Origin of the sequence: Halomonas getboli (assembly GCF_023094245.1) — a bacterium.
Classification (GTDB): Bacteria; Pseudomonadota; Gammaproteobacteria; order Pseudomonadales; family Halomonadaceae; genus Halomonas; species Halomonas getboli.
In genome coordinates this window covers 305,287-324,347 of sequence record NZ_JALMEW010000004.1, presented here as the reverse complement: position 1 = coordinate 324,347, position 19,061 = coordinate 305,287, and the positions used below count along the sequence as shown (strand labels likewise).

The window sequence follows — 19,061 nt, the reverse complement described above, 5'->3', positions numbered from 1 at the left end:
GTTGTGGCTGGTGGCGGGCATGGCAAGTCCGTCGACCGGGAGCCATTGGACCAAAGGCGCATGACGCGGGGGTATGGTTGGGCTTACACTCTGGCGATAAATGTCAGACATTTTGCGCTGGCGTCACTCAGCCATGGGGAGCGATCGATGAGTCTCGAGGCACTGGGCCCGCATCAGGGCGATGCCGATGCGCTGGCGCGGCGACTGGCCCGGGCGCTGCTGGGCGGCGACTGGCAGCCCGGCGACGTCTTCCCCAAGGAGCTGGACATCGCCGCCCGCTGCGCCGTCAGCCGCAACCTGGTGCGCAATGCCCTGGCCAGCCTGACCGCCGCCGGCCTGCTCGAGCGCACTGCCGGGCGCGGCACCCGGGTGCGCGAGGTCGGCGACTGGCATCTGCTCGACCCGCAGATGAGCGACTGGCTGGTCGGCCTGGCGCATCCCCAGCCGCAGCTGGTGCGCGAACTGCTGGCCTTTCGCTACTCCGCGGAGCCGGTGGTGGCGGAGCTGGCCGCCCGCGCCGCCGGTCCCGACGACCTGGCCCGCCTCGAAGCGGCCTTTCGCGGCATGGCGGCGACCGCCGACGCCTCGGAGCAGGCCGGTCAGCACGTGGAGTACGACGTGGCCTTCCACGAGGCCATCTACGAGGCCAGCCATAACCTGATCTGGCGCCAGATGGGCCACCTGCTGCGGCCGTCGATCCTGGCCCTGGTGCAGCACTCCCAGCGTCCCGCCCGCGGCGACGACGGCCTCGGCGACAGCCTTGAGCGCCACGGCGCGGTGCTCGAGGCGATCAAGGGCGGCGACGGGCCGCGCGCCGCTCGGGCCGCCCGCGAGGTGCTGGGCCGCACCGCCCGCGACCTGGGCGTCGACACCGAGACCGGCGCCCGCGCCGACTGAGTCGACGGATTATCCGCGGTCGCCCTGCGGCGGCCGTTCCCGCTTGACCGTTCATGCTTTCAGAAAGGAGTTTTCCATGAAGATCACCCGACTCAAGACCTGGCAGGTGCCGCCGCGCTGGCTGTTTCTCAAGATCGAGACCGACGAGGGCGTCTACGGCTGGGGCGAGCCGGTCATCGAGGGGCGTGCCGCCACCGTCGAGGCTGCGGTCCACGAGCTGTCCGACTACCTGATCGGCCAGGACCCGCACCGCATCGAGCACCTGTGGAACACCCTGTACCGCGCCGGCTTCTACCGCGGCGGGCCGATCCTGATGAGCGCCATCGCCGGCATCGACCAGGCGCTGTGGGACCTCAAGGGCCGCGACCTGGGCGTGCCCGTGCACCAGCTGCTGGGCGGCGCCGTGAGGGACAAGATGCGCATGTATGCCTGGACCGGCGGTGACCGGCCGAGCGACGTGGGCGAGGGCGCCAGGGCGCTGGTCGACCAGGGCTTCACCGCCTTCAAGATGAACGGCACCCCGGAGCTGCAGATCGTCGACAGCCATCGCAAGGTCGACGAGGCCGTGGCGCGGGTCGCCGAGGCCCGCGAGGCGGTGGGTCCGGACGTCGGCATCGGCATCGACTTCCACGGCCGCGTGCATCGGCCCATGGCCAAGGCGCTGCTGCGCGAGCTGGAACCCTTCCACCCGATGTTCGTCGAGGAGCCGGTGGCCCCCGAGCATCTGCCCTGCCTCAAGCACATCGCCGGCGGGCTCGGCTATCCGCTGGCCACCGGCGAGCGCCTGCATACCCGCTTCGAGTTCCGCGACCTGCTGGCCGACGGCATGATCGACATCGTCCAGCCCGATCTCTCGCACTGTGGCGGCATCAGCGAGGGCCTGAAGATCGCCGCCCTGGCCTCCGCCCATGATGTGGCCATGGCCCCGCACTGCCCGCTGGGGCCGCTGACGCTCGCCACCTCGCTGCACGTGGATGCGGTCAGCCACAACGCCTTCATCCAGGAACAGAGCATGGGCATCCACTACAACAAGGACAACGACGTGCTCGACTACCTGGTCGACAAGTCGGCGCTCGGCATCGAGGACGGCTTCTGCGCCATTCCCCAGGGGCCGGGGCTGGGCGTGGAGATCGACGAGGCCTTCGTCGAGGAGCGCGCCAAGGTGGGCCATCGCTGGCGCAACCCGGTGTGGACCCACGACGACGGCTCCATCGCCGAATGGTAAGCGAGGCCGAGATGACGCAAGCGATTTCCACGCGGCTGGCCTGGGTCGCCGTCGACTGGGGCTCCAGCAACCTGCGCGCCTGGGCCCTGGGCGCGGGCGGCGAGGTGCTGGCCGAGGCCGAGGCCGCCCGCGGCATGCTGGGCCTGTCCCCGGCCGATTATGAGCCGGCCCTGCTGGCCGTCATCGGCGACTGGCTGCCCACCCAGGGCCGCGTCACGGTACTGGTCTGCGGCATGGCCGGCGCCCGTCAGGGCTGGCGCGAGGCGCCGTACCGGCCGGTGCCCACCGCGCTCGACGCCCTGGCCGAGGGGGCGGTGCGCCCGGCCGTCGAGGACGCTCGCCTCGACGTGCGCCTGCTGCCCGGCCTGTGCCAGGGTGCGGACGCCGGCGGCTTCGACGTGATGCGTGGCGAGGAGACCCAGCTCGCGGGGCTCGCGGCCCTCGCGCCCGGCGTCTCCGGCCTGGTTTGCCTGCCCGGCACCCACGCCAAGTGGGCGACGCTCGAAGACGGCCGCGTGCAGGGCTTCCACACCTACCTGACCGGCGAGCTCTATCGCCTGCTGGCCGAACGCTCCGTGCTGGCCCACTCGCTCTCCGAGGACGATCTTGAGGACGCGGCCTGCCGCGAGGCCTTCAGCGCCGCGGTGGCCGAGGCGGCCGCCGCGCCGGAGGCCTTCACCCGGACGCTGTTCGGGCTGCGCGCCATGGACCTGCTCGACGACGCCCTGCCGGCCGGCGAGGCCCGCGGCGCCGTGCTGGCGGCCAGGCTCTCCGGGCTCGCCATCGGCCTGGAGCTGGCCGGTGCCTGCCGTGATCTCGACGCGGGCCAGAGCGTGCGGCTGATCGGCGGCGAGGCGCTATGCCGCCGCTACGCCCTGGCGCTCTCGGCGCTGGGCTACTCGAGCGAGATCATCGCCAACCGGCGCGCGGTGCTGGCCGGCCTCGGCCTGGCCCACACCGCCCTCGCGTCCGCTGTCCCTGACCATGACTGAACAGGAGTCTCGTCCCATGTCCCTTCCGCTGATCGGTATCCTGCGCGGCATCACCCCCGACGAGGCCGTCGACGTCGGCGAGGCGCTGCTCGCCGCCGGCCTCGACCGCCTCGAGGTGCCGCTGAACTCCCCCGAGCCGCTGGAGAGCATCCGGCGCCTGGTCGAGGCGCTGGGCGATCGCGCCGCGGTGGGCGCCGGCACCGTGCTGACGCCCGAGCAGGTGCGCGACGTGCATTCAGTCGGCGGCCGGCTGATCGTGTCGCCGAACTGCCGCCCGGCGGTGATCGAGGAGACCCGCCGGCTGGGCATGGCGTCCTATCCCGGCATCGTCACGCCCTCCGAGGCCTTCGACGCCCTGGACGCCGGCGCCACGGCGCTCAAGCTGTTCCCGGCGGTGCAGGTCGGCCTCGAGGGCATGAAGGCGGTGCGCGCGGTGCTGCCGGCGGGCGCCGAGCTCTATGCCGTGGGCGGCATCGGCGTCGACAACTTCGCCCAGTGGCGGGCTGCCGGGGTCGACGGCGCCGGCCTCGGTAGCGCCCTCTACAAGCCGGGCCTCGGCGCCGACGAGGTCGGCGAGCGGGCGCGCCAGCTGGTCGAGGCCTGGCAGGCCGCGGGTCCGGCAGTATGAACGATGTGGTGCGTGTGGCGGCGGCCAGCGGCTGCGAACTGGGCGAGGGGCCCCAGTGGCACGCCGCGTCCGGCCGCCTGGTGTGGTGCGACATCCTCGGCCAGCGGCTGCACTGGGTCGAGGTGGCAAGCGGCGAGAGCGGCGTGTTCGACCTCGATCACATGGCCTCGCTGGCCGCGCCGCTGGACGACGGTGGGATGCTGGTGGTAGGCGAGGATCGCCTGAGCCGCCTGGATCCCGCCTCCGGCGCCATCGAGCGGCTGATGGGCTTCGAGGCCGACAACCCCGTCACCCGCAGCAACGACGCGCGGGTGGATCGTCACGGCAGCCTGTGGCTGTCGAGCATGGGCAGGGGCGCCGAGGACGGTGCGGGCAGCCTCTACCGGCTGCATCGCGGCGAGCTTTCGCGGCTCCGAAGCGGGCTGACCATTCCCAATGCGATCTGCTTCTCGCCCCGGGGCGAGGTCGCCCACTTCGCCGACACGGCGCGCGGCATCGTCTATCGCTGGGCGCTGGACGCCGAGGGCTGGCCGGTCGGGGAACCCGAGCCCTGGGTGGACTTCACTCGGCGTGAGGGCAATCCCGACGGCGCGGTGATCGACGCGGCAGGTGCCATGTGGCTGGCGCTGTGGGGCGCCGGCAAGGTGGTGCGCCTGGACCGCGAGGGCCGCGAGATTGACGCCATTTCCCTTCCCACTTCCCAGCCTTCCTGCCCGGCCTTCGGTGGCCCGGGGCTGGCCTCGCTCTACATCACCACCGCTCGCGAGGGCATGAGCGCCGCGCAGCGGGCCCGCGAGCCCGGGGCCGGCGACCTGTTCGTCGCCGATCTTGCGGTGCCGGGGCTCGCCGAGCCGACGCTGCGTCTGGGGTGAGGCTTTAGCGCCGGGAAACGACGAATGGGAGGAGCTCTCCGGCGACAAGCTTATGCGAGGGCGCTGTGAACCCTTCCCTGGGCGCTACTTTTGACATCCTTGTCAAAAACCCCTCGCGCCAGCTTGTCCCCGGATGGGCTGTGTCGTGGTAGGGATAGCCCTCAGCCTGCGTCGCCCATCGGATAGCGGGTCTCGCGCAGGCTGTCCTTGATCTTCTTCAGGTGGGGCAGGAAATCCTCGCCGCGGCGCAGGGTCACGCCGGTGGCCAGCACGTCGATCAGCGCCAGCTGGATCATGCGCGAGGTCATCGGCATGTAGTGATCGGTGTCCTCCGGCGCCGAGACCGCCAGGGTCTCGGTGCACTCGTCGGCCAGCGGCGAGTTTGGCGCGGTGATGCCCAGCACCACGGCGCCGTTGTTGCGCGCCAGCTGGGCGATGTCGACCAGCTCGCGGGTGCGGCCGGTGTAGGACAGGATCACCACCACGTCGCCGGTGTGGCAGGCGGCGGCGATCATGCGCTGCATCAGCACGTCGATATAGGCCGACACCGGGATATTGAAGCGGAAGAACTTGTGCTGGGCGTCCTGGGCCACGGCGCCCGAGGCGCCCAGGCCGAAGAAATGCAGCTGCTTGGCCTGGGTCAGGTAGTCGACCACCCGTTCGACTCGTGCCGGGTCGACCTCGCGCCGGGCGATGTCCAGCGCCGCGATGGTGGCGCCGAAGATCTTGCCGGTGTACTCGGCCGCGGCATCGCCGGGCTCCACCGCCTGGCTGACATAGGGCGTGCCACCGGCCAGACTCTGTGCCAGCTTGATCTTGAAGTCCGGATAGCCCTTGGCGTCGAAGCTGCGGCAGAAGCGGTTGACCGTGGGCTCGCTGACCGAAGCCGCATGGGCCAGACTGGCGATGCTCATGCTGGTGGCGGCGGTCGGGTCGGCGAGGATGACGTCGGCGACCTTGCGTTCGGATCGGTTGAGCTCATCGAGGCGACGGCGAATGCGGTCCAGCAGATCGTGACTGACCATGCGCGAGGGAGTCTCCGTGAGGCGGTAGCGGCGTCGGTCGCCGCCGGTGTGTCGATATGATGTGGTGATTTAACTACATTATGTCCACTATCCTAGCGCGCGCGGGCGGGTAACGGCCAGCCGTGACCGCTCGGGCCTCTCCATAATTAGTAGTAAATTTACAGAATTTTTTGGAGATGGTCGGCGCAATAGGCTAGTATTTTGTTAATTTAACCAGATGAGGGTGGTCATGAGCCAACACAAGCGGCCCCAGGAAGGACGCTCCTTCGGCGATTTCGGCACGGCAATCGATCTGGCCCTGTTCGGTGCGCTCGGCGATCTGGCCCAGCGCAAGCTCTTCCCGGCGCTCTTCCATCTGGAGCGCGAGGGGCTGCTCGATCCCGCCACGCGGCTGCTCGGGCTGGCCCGTCAGGAGCTGGACGTCGACGCCTTCAAGGCGCGCGTCGAGAAGTCCCTCAAGACCTACGTCAAGGCCGAGGAGCTCGACCGCGAGGCGCTGGCCCGCTTCATGGCGCGACTCGACTTCCTGCAGCTCGACTTCACCAAGCCTGAGGGCTATGCCGGCATCCGCGAATGGCGCCAGGGCGCCGAGCAGCCGATGGTGGTCTATCTGTCGGTGGGTGCCAAGATCTACGGCGACATCTGTCGCAATCTGGACGCCAGCGGCAGCCTCGACGCCACGAGCCGCGTGGTGGTGGAGAAACCGATCGGCTTTGACCTCGCCTCCTCGGCCGAGGTCAACGACGCCATCGGCGCGGTGTTCGACGAGTCGAGCATCTACCGCATCGACCACTATCTGGGCAAGGAAACGGTCCAGAACCTGATCGCGCTGCGTTTCGCCAACCCGCTGTTCGGCACTCAGTGGAACCAGAACCATATCTCCCACGTGGAGATCACGGTGGCCGAGAAGGTCGGCATCGAAGGGCGCTGGGGTTACTTCGACGAGGCCGGCCAGCTGCGCGACATGGTACAGAACCACCTGCTGCAGCTGGTGTGCCTGATCGCCATGGATCCGCCGGCCAACCTCGACGCCGACGCCATCCGCGACGAGAAGGTCAAGGTGCTCAAGGCGCTCAAGCCGTTCTCCGACGAGATGCTGGGGCGCGACGTGGTGCGTGGCCAGTACATCGGCGGCACCATCGACGGCCAGTCCGTGCCGGGCTACCTCGACGAGGAGGGCGCCAACACCTCGAGCCACACCGAGACCTTCGTGGCGATGAAGACCGAGGTGGCCAACTGGCGCTGGGCGGGCGTGCCGTTCTACATCCGCACCGGCAAGCGCATGCCGAGCAAGATGTCGCAGATCGTCATCCACTTCCGTCAGCAGCCGCACTACATCTTCGATCCCGACCAGCGCGATCTGGCCGCCAACAAGCTGGTGATCCGCCTGCAGCCGGAGGAGGGCATCGCGCTGGAGGTGCTGACCAAGGACAGCGGCCTGGACAAGGGCATGCGCCTGCGCCGCGGCCCGCTGCATCTGGACTTCAACAGCGCCTTCCCCAAGGCGCGGATCCCGGACGCCTACGAGCGCCTGCTGCTCGAGGTGATGAAGGGCCAGCAGTACCTGTTCGTGCGCCGCGACGAGGTCGAGCACGCCTGGCAGTGGTGCGACAGCCTGATCGAGGCCTGGAACAACCGCGCCGAGCCGCCGCGCCGCTACCCGGCCGGCTCCTGGGGGCCGGTGGCCTCCATTGCCATGATCACTCAGGACGGCCGCAGCTGGTATGAAGACTACTGAGACCGGCAGGAACGAGGACGATTGAGATGAGCCAATCCCGTGAGCAACTGGCCCGGCAGCTCGCCGAGGCCGTGGCCGAGGCCCTGAGGGCCGATCTGGCCGAGCGCGAGCGCGCCCTGCTGGTGGTGTCCGGCGGTTCCACCCCGGTGCCGTTCTTCGAGGCCCTGGCCGCCATGGAGCTGCCCTGGTCCCGCGTCGACGTGACCCTGGCCGACGAGCGCTGGGTCGCCGAGGATGCCGAGGACAGCAACGCCCGCCTGGTGCGCGCCCACCTGATTCAGGGGCCGGCCGCCGCGGCCACCTTCGTGCCGCTGACCAGCGCCGCCGCCACGCCCGAGGAGGGCGTGGCCGAGGTCAGCGAGCGCCTCGCGGCCCTGACCTGGCCGGCCAGCGTGGTGATTCTGGGCATGGGCGGCGATGGCCACACCGCCTCGCTGTTCCCCGACAGCCAGGAGCTCGGCCTGGCGCTGTCCACCGCCGATTCGGTGGTAGCGGTGCGCACGCCGAGCCAGCCCCAGCCGCGTATCACCCTGAGCGCCGACCGGCTGCACCGCTGCCCGCGCCACTTCCTGCACATTACCGGCGAGGAGAAGCGCGCGGTGCTGGGCCGTGCCCTGGCCGGCGACGACACCCGGGCGCTGCCGATCCGCGCCTTCCTGGCCGGCCCGCTCGGCATCTACTGGGCGCCCTGAGCCCCGGACCCCTTTCTGGAGCCATGACCATGACCATCGACAAACAGCTGCCTTCCACCCGCACCACCGAGATCGACAGCATCTGCCTCAAGGCCGAGGTGATCCCGGTGCTCGCCATCCAGCGCGTGGAAGATGCCGTGCCGCTGGCCACCGCCCTGGTCGAGGGCGGCCTCAGCGTGCTCGAGGTGACCCTGCGCACCGACTGCGCGCTGGAAGCCACCCGCCGCATCAAGGAAGCGCTGCCCCAGGCCAGCGTCGGCATCGGCACCGTGCTGACGCCGGCCCAGTATCGCCAGGCCGAGCAGGTCGGCGCCGACTTCGTGGTGACCCCGGGCACCACCGAGGCGCTCTATCGCTACGGCGTGGAAAGCCCGGTGCCGATGCTGCCCGGCGTGGCCACCGTCTCCGAGCTGATGATCGGCTGGCAGTACGGCTATCGCCGCTTCAAGTTCTTCCCCGCCGAGGCCAGCGGCGGCGTCAAGGCGCTCAAGGCCTTCGCCGGCCCGATCTCCGAGGCGCGCTTCTGCCCGACCGGCGGCATCAGCCTCGACAACGCCGGCGACTATCTGTCGCAGCCCAACGTGATGTGCGTGGGCGGCTCCTGGCTGACGCCGAAGTCGCTGGTCGAGGCCGAGGACTGGAATGCCATCCGCCGGCTGGCCCAGGAGGCCGCGGAGCGCTTCCACCACTGAGTTTCCTTATCGAGCCCATCGGGTTCTCTCTCGACAGCCATTGGCTGTCCTTGTGCCCCGGCCTTCGCGGCCGGGGCTTTTTTGTGGTGCACCACGGGCAGGCGGGAGAGCACGTGCCGCGTCCACGGCGGTGCGCTGCCCGTGCTCCCGGGGTATCGACATACGTCTTGGTCACGTGAAATCAGCGTGATGGAGAGGTTGGAAAAAGTTGGCCCGCCGCTTGCTTTGTCTGGATGACGTCGCCTGCGTCGCGGCGCCAGTCCTTTCGACAACACGAGGAAGCGACCCATGAACGATATCGCCCCGCTTACCCTGCTTGCCCAGGATCGGCTGACCCTCGCCAGTGGCCTCGAGAGTCGGGATCTGCAGCGCTACCGCCGGCTCGCCCGGGCGCTGGCCAGGCGTCACGCCGACATCAGCCGCGTGGTGGCCGATCTCGGCGCCGAATGCGAGCAGCAGCTCGAGGCACTGACCCAGGCCGCCGAGCGCATGGAGCTGAGCGCCTGCGTCAGCCGCGACGAAACGCCCGCGATTCCCCCGGTCGAGGCCATGGGCGTCGACCAGGCGCTGACGGAGGCGCTGGACGCCGCCGACGAGGCTAGCCGGCTGTCGCGTCTGCTGCTGGACACCAACGCCACGCCGGAGCTCGAGACGGCCCTGCTGGCTTTCGCCCGTCACAAGCAGCAGGAGTGCAGCCAGCTACGCGAGTGTCTGGCGGTGCATGTGAAGTAGTTTGTTCCCGGTACAAACGAGGACGCCCCCGACAGGCCGTTCAGCGGCCTGTCGGGGGCGTCCGTCATTCTGAAGGTGGAAGTGCGGGCGTTGTATCAGCCGGGCGTCAGGCGCCGGCCTCGACCGCCACCGCTTGGTCGCCACGCTTGAGCGCCGCATAGCCCAGGCCGGTGATCAGGCTGCCGGCCAGGATCGCGATCAGGTAGCCGATCACCGGCGTGATGGCGTTGGGGATCAGCAGCACGAAGATGCCGCCGTGGGGCGCCATCAGCTTGGCGCCGAACAGCATCGACATGGCCCCGGTCACCGCGCCGCCGACCATGCTGACCGGGATCACCCGCAGCGGGTCCTTGGCGGCGAAGGGAATCGCCCCCTCGCTGATGAAGCACAGCCCGAGCACGAAGGAGGCCTTGCCGGCCTCGCGCTCCGGTTCGGAGAACTTCGACTTGGCGACGAAGCTCGAGATGCCCATGCCGATCGCCGGCACCATGCCCGCGGCCATGATCGCCGCCATGGGCGCATAGGTCTCGGAGGCCAGCAGGCCGACGCCGAAGGTATAGGCGGCCTTGTTGACCGGGCCGCCCATGTCGAAGCACATCATGGCGCCCAGCAGTCCGCCCAGCAGCAGGGCGTTGGTGGAGCCCATGTTCTCGAGGAAGGTGGTCAATCCGGAGAGGATCGCCGCCACCGGCTCGCCGACGATGTAGATCATCACAAGGCCGGTCACCAGGCTCGCCACCAGCGGAATGATCAGGATCGGCTTGAGCGACTCGACGCTGGCCGGCAGCTTGACGTAGCGGGTCACCGCCTTGGCCACGTAGCCGGCGAGAAAGCCGGCCAGGATGCCGCCGATGAAGCCGGCGCCGATGTTGGAGGCCAGCATGCCGCCGATCATGCCCGGGGCGATGCCGGGGCGGTCGGCGATGGAGTAGGCGATGTAGCCGGCCAGCACCGGCACCATCAGCGCGAAGGCCGTGCCGCCGCCGATCTGCATCAGCGCCGCGGGCAGGGTGCCTTCCTCCTTGAACGCCTCGATGCCGAACACGAACGACAGCGCGATCAGCAGGCCCCCGGCCACCACCATCGGCAGCATGAAGGACACCCCGGTCAGCAGGTGCTTGTAGACGCCCTTCTCCTTGAGGCTCTTCCTGGTCTCGCCGCTTCCTGTCGCCGGGGCGCTGCCGTCCTCCACCGCGGCCTCGGCCAGCGCCGCCTCGATGGTCGGCTTCGGCTGCTTCAGCGCGCTGCCGGTGGAGGTGCGATAGATCCGCTTGCCGGCGAAGCGGGTCGGGTCGACCTCGATGTCGCAGGCCAGGATCACCACCTCGGCGTCGCGGATTTCCGCGTCGGTCAGCTGGTCCTGGGCGCCTACCGAGCCCTGGGTCTCGACGCGGATGGGATGGCCCAGCGCCTTGCCGGCCTCGGCCAGGGCCTCCGCCGCCATGAAGGTATGCGCGACCCCGGTGGGGCAGGCGGTGACGGCGACGATCGGCCTCGCGCCGGGCGCGCCGGTCTCGGGCGCCGGTGTGGCATGGGTCTCGCCGCCGGGCACGAAGGCCTCGGCCTCGCGCCGGGCGCGCTCGAGGAAGCCGCCCGGGTCGGGCAGCGCCTGGTCGATGGTCGCGCGGAACAGCGGCTTGCCCTTGAAGCGCTGCGGATCCGGCACGTGGTCGGCGGCCACGATGACGAGATCGGCGGCGTCGATGGCCTCGGCGGAGACCGGCTGCACCGGCGCAAGCTCGCCGTGCATCTCCACGGTGGTCTGCCAGCCCAGCCGCTCGGCGGCCTGCTCGAGGCGCCGGGCGGCGAGGAAGGTGGTGGCCATGCCGCTGGGGCAGGCGGTGATGAGGATGGCGTTCATGCGAGGGCTCCCCCGGCGTCGTCGCCGCCAAGGCGGTGGACGCGCGTCTGTTGTTGGAGTGACGGGAAATCGGTGGCGCGGGCATCGCCCACGCCGACATGGCGGACCGCCTCGGCGGACAGCGCGGTGGCCAGGCGCAGCGCCTCGTCGGGCGCGTGGCCCTCGAGCACGCCGTGCAGCAGCGCGGCCAGCAGGGTGTCGCCGGCGCACACGGTGCTGGCCACCGTCATGGCCGGCGGCAGCGCCTGCCAGGCGCCGCGGCGGCTGACCCACAGCACGCCCTCGGCGCCGGCGGAGATCACGGCCTCCTCGATGCCGGCCGCATGCAGGCGGCGGGCGGCCGCCAGGCGTGCGGTCTCGCTGTCGAGGGACGTGCCGGCCCAGGCGGCGAGCTCCTGCTCGTTGGGCTTGACCGCGCTGGGGCCGGCGGCGATGGCGGCCTCGAGGGCCGGGCCGCTGGTATCGACCCACACCGGCAGGCCGGCGCCGCGCAGCCGCGCGATCAGCTCGGCCAGCGCCTCGGGCGTGACGCCGGGCGGCAGGCTGCCGGCGATCACCACCGCCTCGGGACGGCGGGCGTCATCGGCGGCCAGCGTCTCGAGCCGGTCGAGCAGGGCCTGCCAGGCGGCATCGTCGATGGTCGGCCCCGGGCCGTTGACGTCGGTGACCCGGCCGTTGGCCTCGGCCAGCTTGGCGTTGATGCGGGTCTCGCCGGGCACGCGCAGGAAGGCGTCCTCGAGCCCCGCGGCCTCGAAGGCGCGCAGGAAGGGGCCGTCGTTGTCGGCGCCGAGGAAGCCCGAGACGCAGACGTCGTGGCCGAGGGCCGACAGCACTCGGGCCACGTTGACGCCCTTGCCGGCGGCTTCCAGATGGGTGGCGCTGGTGCGGTTGACCTCGCCGGGGGCCAGGCGCTCCAGCGACACCGAGAGGTCCAGCGCGGGGTTCAGGGTCAGGGTCAGCAGGCGAGCCATCAGCGGGCCTCCAGGGCGTCGCGGACCGCCTCGCCGGTGGCCTGGGCCAGCGCCAGCGCGGCCTGGCCGCGGGCCTCGTCGAGGTCGAACTCGCGCAGCCGGGCCTTGACCAGCGGCACCTGGCGGGCGCTGACCGAGAGCTCGTCGACGCCGAGGCCGACCAGCACCGGCACCGCGGTGGCGTCGCTGGCCAGCTCGCCGCACACCCCGACCCACTTGCCCTCGGCGTGGGCCGCGGCCACGGTCATCTCGATCAGTCGCAGCACCGACGGGTGCAGGCCGTCGGCCTGGGCCGAGAGCTCGGGATGGTCACGGTCGATGGCCAGGGTGTACTGGGTCAGGTCGTTGGTGCCGACCGAGAAGAAGTCGACCTCGGCGGCCAGGGTCGGCGCCAGCAGGGCGCTGGAGGGCACCTCGATCATCACCCCGAGCTGGACGTCGTCGCTGCGCTCGCCGACCGGCAGCTCCGCGAGCAGCCGGTCGAGGATGGCGCGGGCGGCGCGGAACTCGGCCACGTCCTTGACCATCGGCAGCATGATGCGCAGCGGCCGGGCGTCGCGCTTCGGCTCGGCCGAGGGCGCGGCGGCCATCAGCAGCGCGCGGAGCTGGGTCTCGAGCACCTCGGGTCGGGTCAGCGCCAGGCGGATGCCGCGCAGGCCGAGGAAGGGGTTGCTCTCCTGGGGCACCGGCCAGTAGGGCAGCGGCTTGTCGCCGCCCACGTCCAGGGTGCGGGCCACCAGCGGGCGGCCGTCGAGGGCGTCGAGGGCCTCGCGGTATTCGCCGATCTGGGTCTCGAGGTCCGGCAGCGAGGCGTGGGCCATGAACACGAACTCGGTGCGCAGCAGGCCGACGCCCTCGGCGCCGCGCTCCACGGCATCGGCGGCGTGGGCGGTGTTGCCGAGGTTCGAGGCCACTTCGACGCGATGGCCGTCGCGGGTCCGGGCCGGCTCGAAGCGGGCCTCCCAGGCCTCGGCCTCGCGGCGGCGGCGCTCTTCCAGGCGCTGCTCGGCGGCCTGGCGGCGCTCGGCGGCGGGAGCCGGGGTCACCCGGCCGCGCTCGCCGTCGAGGATCAGCTCGGTGCCATTGTCGAGCAGCAGGATGCGCTCGCCGGCGCCGACCACGGCGGGGATGCCCAGCGCCCGGGCCAGGATGGCGCTGTGGGCGGTGGCGCCGCCGCGGGCGGTCAGCAGGCCGCGCACGCGGCTGGTGTCGAGGCGCGCCACGTCGGACGGGCCGATGTCGTCGGTGACCAGGATGTAGGGATGATCCGGCGGTTCGGGCAGCTCGACCCGGCACAGGATGCCCAGCACCCGGCGGCCGACGTCGCGCAGGTCGGCGGCGCGCTCGGCGAGCAGCTTGTCGGCCAGGCGCTCCTGGGCCTGGGCGGCGGTGTCGATGGCCTCCCACCAGGCGGCCTCGGCGGAGGCGCCCTCGTCGATGCCCTCGCGGGCGGCCTGGTGGAGTTCCGGGTCGCCGAGCATCTCCTCGTGCATCGACAGGATCTGCGAGACCTCGCCGCCGCGGGCGTGCTGGATCAGCGCCTCGAGCTGCTCGCCGCCCTCGCGGATGGCCTCACTCAGGCGGCGACGCTCGGCGGCCGGGTCGGCGGCGCGGGCCGGATAGTCGAAGCTCGGCGTGGTCAGCACGAAGGCCGGGGCGATGGCCAGGCCCGGCGAGGCGGCCACCGCCGGGTGGGCGACGTCGTCGGCCAGCGGCTCCAGCGCCGGGGCGTTTTCCGGCTCCGTGGCCACCGGCTCGCGGTAGGCGTCGAAGGGCTCGACGTGCTCGCCGAGGCCGTCCTCCACGGCCCGGCAGATCGCGTCCAGGGCGGCCTCGGCGGTGTCGCCCTCGGCGGTGAAGATCAGCTGCTGGCCGCGGCGGGCGCCGAGGTTGATGACCTTGGTCAGGCTGGCGGCCGAGACGGCCTCGCTGCCGCCCTCGGCCAGGCGGACGCGGACCGCGGTGCCCTGGGCGCGGGCGACCTGGACCAGCTGCTTGGCCGGGCGGGCGTGCAGGCCGTGGGCGTTGAGCACCGTGGCCAGGCGCTGGCTGGCGGCGGCAGACTCGCCGGCCAGCCGCGCCAGCAGGGCGTCGGCGTCGAGCCGGTGCAGGGTCTCGGGGGCGTCGCTCTCGAGCAGCGCCAGGATGCGCTCGAGCAGGCCGCGGTGGGCCTGGCCCTGGGCCGCCAGGCAGAACACGCCCTGCACCGGGGCGCCATCGGCCTGCAGCGGCTCGGCCGGGGTCGCCAGCGCCAGCGCCGGCACGCCGACGCCGCGGTCGCTGGTTACCAGCCACAGGCCGCGGCCCAGGGCGCGCGGGGCGGCCTCGGCCACGGCGGCGACGAAGGCGGCGTCGACGCAATCGGCCTGGCGCAGCCGGGCGGCGCCGGCCAGCGCCAGCTCGTGATGGTCGCGGGCGGGGAAGCCGAGGCACAGGGTGTCGGCGTCCAGCCGGGCCTCGACCACCGCCTTCGACAGCAGCTCGGCGATCTCGGCGGCGCGCTCGGCGCCGGCCAGGCGCTCGGCGATGCCGTCCTGGTCGAGCACGTGGGTCAGCTGGCGCAGGATGTCCAGGTGCTCGTCGCTCTGGGCGGCGATGGTCACCAGCACGTGGACGCGTTGGCCGTCGTGCCACTCGATGCCCTCGGGGAACTGCAGCACGCGCACGCCGGTGGCGCGCACGTGCTCGCGGCTCTCCGGGGTGCCGTGGGGGATGGCGATGGCGTTGCCGAGGAAGGTCGAGGACTGCGCCTCCCGGGCGTGGAGGCCGTCGCGATACTCGGGGGCGACCAGCCCGGCGGCGTGCAGCGATTCGGCGGCCTGATCCAGCGCATCGCGCCAGTGCTCGGCCCGGCAGCCGAGCAGGACGTCATCCTGGCGTAGGGTCAACATCGATGTCTCCGGTTCGTCGGGGGCGACGCCGGGCCATTCCATGGTTCCCGGGGCGTAGCGGTGGCTTGTGCGGGTAAGGTGAATCGTGTCACCTTCGATAGGACGAATGCTGGAATGCTTGATCCGGCTTGGCAAGTCTTAACGCCTACGACTTTGGCAGGGGATGGTGGCGCGGCGCTCCCGCGTAGAATGCCACGTCCAGTTCAGGGGGGATCCATGACGCTCGCGGAAATCGCTCGACTGGCCGGGGTATCGCGCACCACGGCCAGCTATGTCATCAACGGCCAGGCCGAGAAACGACGCATCAGCCAGGACACCGTCGACCGGGTGATGGCGGTGGTCGAACACCATCGCTATCGGGTCGATCCCCAGGCGGCGGCGCTGCGCCGCGGCTCCAGCCGCACCCTGGGGCTGATCGTGCCCGACCTGGAGAACGTGACCTACGCGCGGCTGGCCAAGCGGCTGGAGCGGGGCGCCCGGGAGGCGGGCTACCAGCTGCTGATCGCCGGCTCCGACGACCGGCCGGAGGTCGAGCGCGACCTGGCGCTGGCGCTGCGCGCGCGGCGCTGCGAGGTGCTGATCACCGCCAGCAGCCTGCCCATGGACGATCCCTTCTACGCCGAGCTGCAGACCGAGGGGCTGCCGGTGGTGGCCGTCGACCGCGGCTTCGACGCCGAGCGCTTCGCCAGCGTGGTCAGCAACGACGCCGAGGCCGCCGAGCGGCTCGCCGCCTCGGTGCTGTCGCCCGAGATGTCGCGGGTGGTGTGGCTGGATGCGGTGCCCTGGCTGTCGATCACTCAGGAGCGGCGCAGCGGTTTCCAGCGGGCGCTGGCCGGGCGCGAGGCGGCGGCCCTGGTGCTGTCCGGCGAGCGCTACGATCGCGCCGAGGGCGCGCGGCTGATGCGTCGGGTCATCGACGAGCACGGCCTGCCGGACGCGCTGGTCACGGCGTCCTATTCGCTGTTCGACGGCGTGCTCGACACCCTGCTCGAGGCCGGCGGGCTGCCGGCATCGCTGCGCCTGGCGACCTTTGGCGACAGCCGGCTGCTGGAGTTCCTGCCGGTGGCGGTCAACTCCGCCGAGCAGGATCACGACCGCATGGCCGAAGCGACGCTGGACAGCGCGCTGGCCGCGGCCCGGGGCGAGTGTGCCCCGGGGCGGCGGGCGGTGCCGCGGCGGATGCGCTGGCGCGCGGGGGCAGGGGGGCAGGGCGCGGCCCGCTGAGGCGCTCCGGGCGCCATTGTACCGGCGGCACAGGCTTGCGATGATCGCCGTTGATCAATGCCGAGCGGGAAGTGTCGAGTGGTGGACAAGTTCGAGGTAAAGCTGGATCAGGCCGCGCGAGCGGCCTGGCTGTCCTATGTTGGCGGCCGTACCCAGGACGAGATCGCCGCCCAGCTGGGGGTCTCGCGACCCGGGGTCCAGCGGCTGCTGGCGCTGGCCCGTCAGGAGGGGCTGGTCAAGGTCCATGTCGACCACCCGATCGCCCACTGCATGGCCCTGGCCGAGGCGATCCGCGACCGCTTCGGCCTGGCGTTCTGCGACGTGGCGCCCGCCGACGCCGAGCCGGGCGACGGCGGAGCGCGCTACCTGGCGGTGGCCGCCGCCGAGCGCCTGGCCCGCTATATCGACCGCAGCGAGCCGCTGACCCTGTCGCTGGGGACCGGGCGCTCGGTGCGTGCCACGGTGGAGGCGCTCAGCCGCATCGACCGCCCCCAGCATCGCTTCGTGTCGCTGGTCGGCAACGTGGCCCGCGACGGCTCGGCCAACCGCTATGACGGCGTGATGATCCTGGCCGACAAGACCGGCGGCGAGCGGTTCCTGCTACCCGCGCCGGTGGTCGCCGGCTCGGTGTCCGAGAAGGAGGCGCTGCGCGAGCAGACGCTGTTCAAGGCCATCACCGAGGTGGCCCGGCAGGCCGAGGCCGCCTTCGTGGGCGTGGGGCGCATCGATCGTCGCGCGACCCTGTTCCAGGACCACTTCATCAGCGAGGCCGAGCTCGACGAGCTGATCTCCGGCGGTGCGGTCGGCGAGTTGCTCGGCTGGCCGATGAACGCCCGGGGCGAGCTGGTCGACTGCTCCACCAGCCGCCGGGTCACCAGCCTGCCGCTGGAGATGTTCCGCGAGCAGACCCTGGTGGCGCTGGCCGGCGGGCGCGACAAGGGGCCCGCGATCCTCGCCGCGCTGCGCGGCGGCTGGCTCAAGGGCCTGGTCACCGACGAGCACGCCGCCCGCTACATCGTCGAGAGCGAGATGGCCTCTCGCTAGCGCAACGGCATCGCCGTCGCGCTTCCCTCCCGTGTGTTTCCGCGCCGCCGCTCGACGTCGTCGACGGTGTTCGGCGCGCCCTTGCCCTAAAGTCTAAGCCGCGTGTCTTTGCTTTTTTCGGGGCACTATTCGATCATTTGATCACGCGATGATTTTAATGATCAAAACGGCATCGCGAGTCCATAACAACACAAGTCCCTCATCAGAGGAGCCAGCCATGCCCCTTTCACGCGCCTTTCCCCTTGCCGGCGTGGCCGCCCTGGCGGCCACCGCGGCCCAGGCCGAGACGATCACTGTGGCCACCGTCAACAACAACGACATGGTGATCATGCAGAGCCTGAGCGATGCCTTCGAGCAGTCTCATCCGGACATCACCCTGGACTGGGTGGTGCTCGAGGAGAACGTGCTGCGCCAGCGCATGACCACCGATATCGCCACCGGTGGCGGCCAGTTCGACGTGATGACCATCGGCACCTACGAGGTACCGATCTGGGCCGAGCGCGGCTGGCTGACGCCGCTCGACGACCTGCCCGCGTCCTATCAGGCCGACGATCTGCTGAAGTCGGTGCGCGACGGGCTGAGCGACGACGACGGCGTCCTCAACGCCCTGCCGTTCTATGCCGAGAGCTCGATGCTCTACTACCGCAAGGACCTGTTCGAGCAGGCCGGCATCGAGATGCCCGAGCAGCCGACCTGGCAGCAGGTCCATGACTGGGCCGCCGAACTCAACGACCCGGACAACGAGACCTACGGCATTTGCTTGCGCGGCAAGCCGGGCTGGGGCGAGAACATGGCCTTCGTCTCGACCCTGGTGAACACCTTCGGCGGTCGCTGGTTCGACATGGACTGGGAGCCGCAGATCGACTCGCCGGCCTGGCAGGAGGCGATCTCCTTCTACGTCGACCTGCTCGACAGCTACGGCCCGCCCGGGGCCAGCTCCAACGGATTCAACGAGAACCTGGCGCTGTTCTCGCGCGGCAACTGCGCCATGTGGGTCGATGCCACCTCGGCGGCGGGCAAGCTCTACAACCCCGAGGAATCGACCGTGGCCGACCAGCTGGGCTTCGCCCCGGCGCCGGTAGCCGAGACGCCCAAGGGCTCGCACTGGCTGTGGTCCTGGGCGCTGGCGATTCCCGCCTCGTCAGATGCCAAGGACGCTGCCCGTGAGTTCATCACCTGGGCGACGTCGCAGGACTACGTCGAGCTGGTCGGCGAGCGTGAAGGCTGGACCAGCGTGCCGCCCGGAACCCGCGTTTCCACCTACGAGAATCCCGAGTATCAACAGGCCGCGCCGTTCGCCGGCTTCGTGCTCGACGCCATTCAGGGCGCCGATCCGCGGGATTCGAGCCTGGAACCGAACCCCTACGTCGGCGTGCAGTTCGTGGGCATTCCCGAGTTCCAGTCGGTCGGCACCCAGGTCGGCCAGATGGTGGCCTCGGCGCTGACCGGCGAGACCACGATCGAGCAGGCCCTGCAGGCCGCCCAGCGCGCCACCCGTCGCACCATGGAACGCGCCGGCTACTTCGACTGAGCCGTGCGGACCGGCCGGGGCAACGCGCCGGCCGTTCGTTGCCCAC

The 19,061-nt window shown here is 71.1% G+C and carries 16 protein-coding genes; 12 read left to right on the top strand and 4 right to left on the bottom strand.

Annotation, left to right across the window (positions count from 1 at the left end; all coding sequences use genetic code 11):
• Window positions 1-147 precede the first annotated feature (147 nt).
• The 5 genes from MYL53_RS10840 (at window position 148) to MYL53_RS10820 (ending at window position 4,614) form a co-directional block, all read left to right on the top strand.
• On the top strand, window positions 148-897 hold the full coding sequence (locus MYL53_RS10840) for a FadR/GntR family transcriptional regulator (protein WP_247853855.1): 750 nt from the start codon (window positions 148-150) through the stop codon (window positions 895-897).
• A gap of 76 nt (window positions 898-973) precedes the next feature.
• Window positions 974-2,122, top strand: a complete 1,149-nt coding sequence (gene dgoD / locus MYL53_RS10835; protein WP_247853853.1) for a galactonate dehydratase — start codon at window positions 974-976, stop codon at window positions 2,120-2,122.
• Window positions 2,123-2,133: 11 nt separating this feature from the next.
• Window positions 2,134-3,114 (top strand): 2-dehydro-3-deoxygalactonokinase, encoded by a 981-nt coding sequence (locus MYL53_RS10830; RefSeq protein ID WP_247853852.1) that lies wholly within the window; start codon window positions 2,134-2,136, stop codon window positions 3,112-3,114.
• A gap of 16 nt (window positions 3,115-3,130) precedes the next feature.
• On the top strand, window positions 3,131-3,742 hold the full coding sequence (locus tag MYL53_RS10825; RefSeq protein ID WP_247853850.1) for a 2-dehydro-3-deoxy-6-phosphogalactonate aldolase: 612 nt from the start codon (window positions 3,131-3,133) through the stop codon (window positions 3,740-3,742).
• The gene (locus tag MYL53_RS10820) at window positions 3,739-4,614 is read left to right on the top strand and encodes an SMP-30/gluconolactonase/LRE family protein (RefSeq protein WP_247853849.1); all 876 of its coding nucleotides are present in this window, start codon (window positions 3,739-3,741) and stop codon (window positions 4,612-4,614) included. The genes MYL53_RS10825 and MYL53_RS10820 overlap by 4 nt, the downstream gene beginning before the upstream one ends.
• A 161-nt stretch (window positions 4,615-4,775) precedes the next feature.
• Here MYL53_RS10820 and MYL53_RS10815 read toward each other — a convergent pair whose 3' ends face one another.
• Window positions 4,776-5,639 carry a MurR/RpiR family transcriptional regulator gene (locus MYL53_RS10815; RefSeq protein WP_247853847.1) on the bottom strand — a complete coding sequence of 288 codons (864 nt, stop codon included), beginning with the start codon at window positions 5,637-5,639 and terminating at the stop codon, window positions 4,776-4,778.
• A gap of 229 nt (window positions 5,640-5,868) precedes the next feature.
• Between MYL53_RS10815 and zwf the strand changes: the two genes are divergently transcribed.
• From zwf to MYL53_RS10795, 4 genes are all read left to right on the top strand, one after another.
• Entirely contained in the window at window positions 5,869-7,377 is a 1,509-nt protein-coding gene (gene zwf / locus MYL53_RS10810) for a glucose-6-phosphate dehydrogenase (protein WP_247853846.1), read from the top strand.
• Window positions 7,378-7,403: 26 nt separating this feature from the next.
• Window positions 7,404-8,069: a 6-phosphogluconolactonase gene (gene pgl / locus MYL53_RS10805; RefSeq protein ID WP_247853844.1), complete on the top strand. Its 666-nt coding sequence runs from the start codon at window positions 7,404-7,406 to the stop codon at window positions 8,067-8,069.
• A gap of 29 nt (window positions 8,070-8,098) precedes the next feature.
• Window positions 8,099-8,761 carry a bifunctional 4-hydroxy-2-oxoglutarate aldolase/2-dehydro-3-deoxy-phosphogluconate aldolase gene (locus tag MYL53_RS10800; protein WP_247853842.1) on the top strand — a complete coding sequence of 221 codons (663 nt, stop codon included), beginning with the start codon at window positions 8,099-8,101 and terminating at the stop codon, window positions 8,759-8,761.
• Between the two features lie 288 nt (window positions 8,762-9,049).
• A complete protein-coding gene (locus MYL53_RS10795) occupies window positions 9,050-9,493 on the top strand; it encodes a hypothetical protein (RefSeq protein WP_247853840.1) in 444 nt (147 codons plus the stop codon).
• Window positions 9,494-9,599: 106 nt separating this feature from the next.
• Here the strand turns inward: MYL53_RS10795 and MYL53_RS10790 are convergent, their stop codons facing one another.
• From MYL53_RS10790 to ptsP, 3 genes are read right to left on the bottom strand one after another with little or no spacing between them, the layout of a single operon-like run.
• Window positions 9,600-11,354, bottom strand: a complete 1,755-nt coding sequence (locus MYL53_RS10790; protein WP_247853838.1) for a PTS fructose-like transporter subunit IIB — start codon at window positions 11,352-11,354, stop codon at window positions 9,600-9,602.
• The gene (pfkB, locus tag MYL53_RS10785) at window positions 11,351-12,325 is read right to left on the bottom strand and encodes a 1-phosphofructokinase (RefSeq protein WP_247853836.1); all 975 of its coding nucleotides are present in this window, start codon (window positions 12,323-12,325) and stop codon (window positions 11,351-11,353) included. The genes MYL53_RS10790 and pfkB overlap by 4 nt, the downstream gene beginning before the upstream one ends.
• Window positions 12,325-15,216 carry a phosphoenolpyruvate--protein phosphotransferase gene (ptsP, locus tag MYL53_RS10780; protein WP_247853834.1) on the bottom strand — a complete coding sequence of 964 codons (2,892 nt, stop codon included), beginning with the start codon at window positions 15,214-15,216 and terminating at the stop codon, window positions 12,325-12,327. The genes pfkB and ptsP overlap by 1 nt, the downstream gene beginning before the upstream one ends.
• Before the next feature lie 216 nt (window positions 15,217-15,432).
• Between ptsP and cra the strand changes: the two genes are divergently transcribed.
• From cra to MYL53_RS10765, 3 genes are all read left to right on the top strand, one after another.
• Window positions 15,433-16,440, top strand: coding sequence for a catabolite repressor/activator (cra, locus tag MYL53_RS10775; protein ID WP_247853833.1), 1,008 nt, complete (start codon window positions 15,433-15,435; stop codon window positions 16,438-16,440).
• Between the two features lie 81 nt (window positions 16,441-16,521).
• Entirely contained in the window at window positions 16,522-17,484 is a 963-nt protein-coding gene (locus MYL53_RS10770) for a sugar-binding transcriptional regulator (RefSeq protein WP_247853831.1), read from the top strand.
• 217 nt (window positions 17,485-17,701) lie between these two features.
• On the top strand, window positions 17,702-19,015 hold the full coding sequence (locus tag MYL53_RS10765; protein ID WP_247853829.1) for an ABC transporter substrate-binding protein: 1,314 nt from the start codon (window positions 17,702-17,704) through the stop codon (window positions 19,013-19,015).
• The last annotated feature ends 46 nt before the right edge of the window (window positions 19,016-19,061 follow it).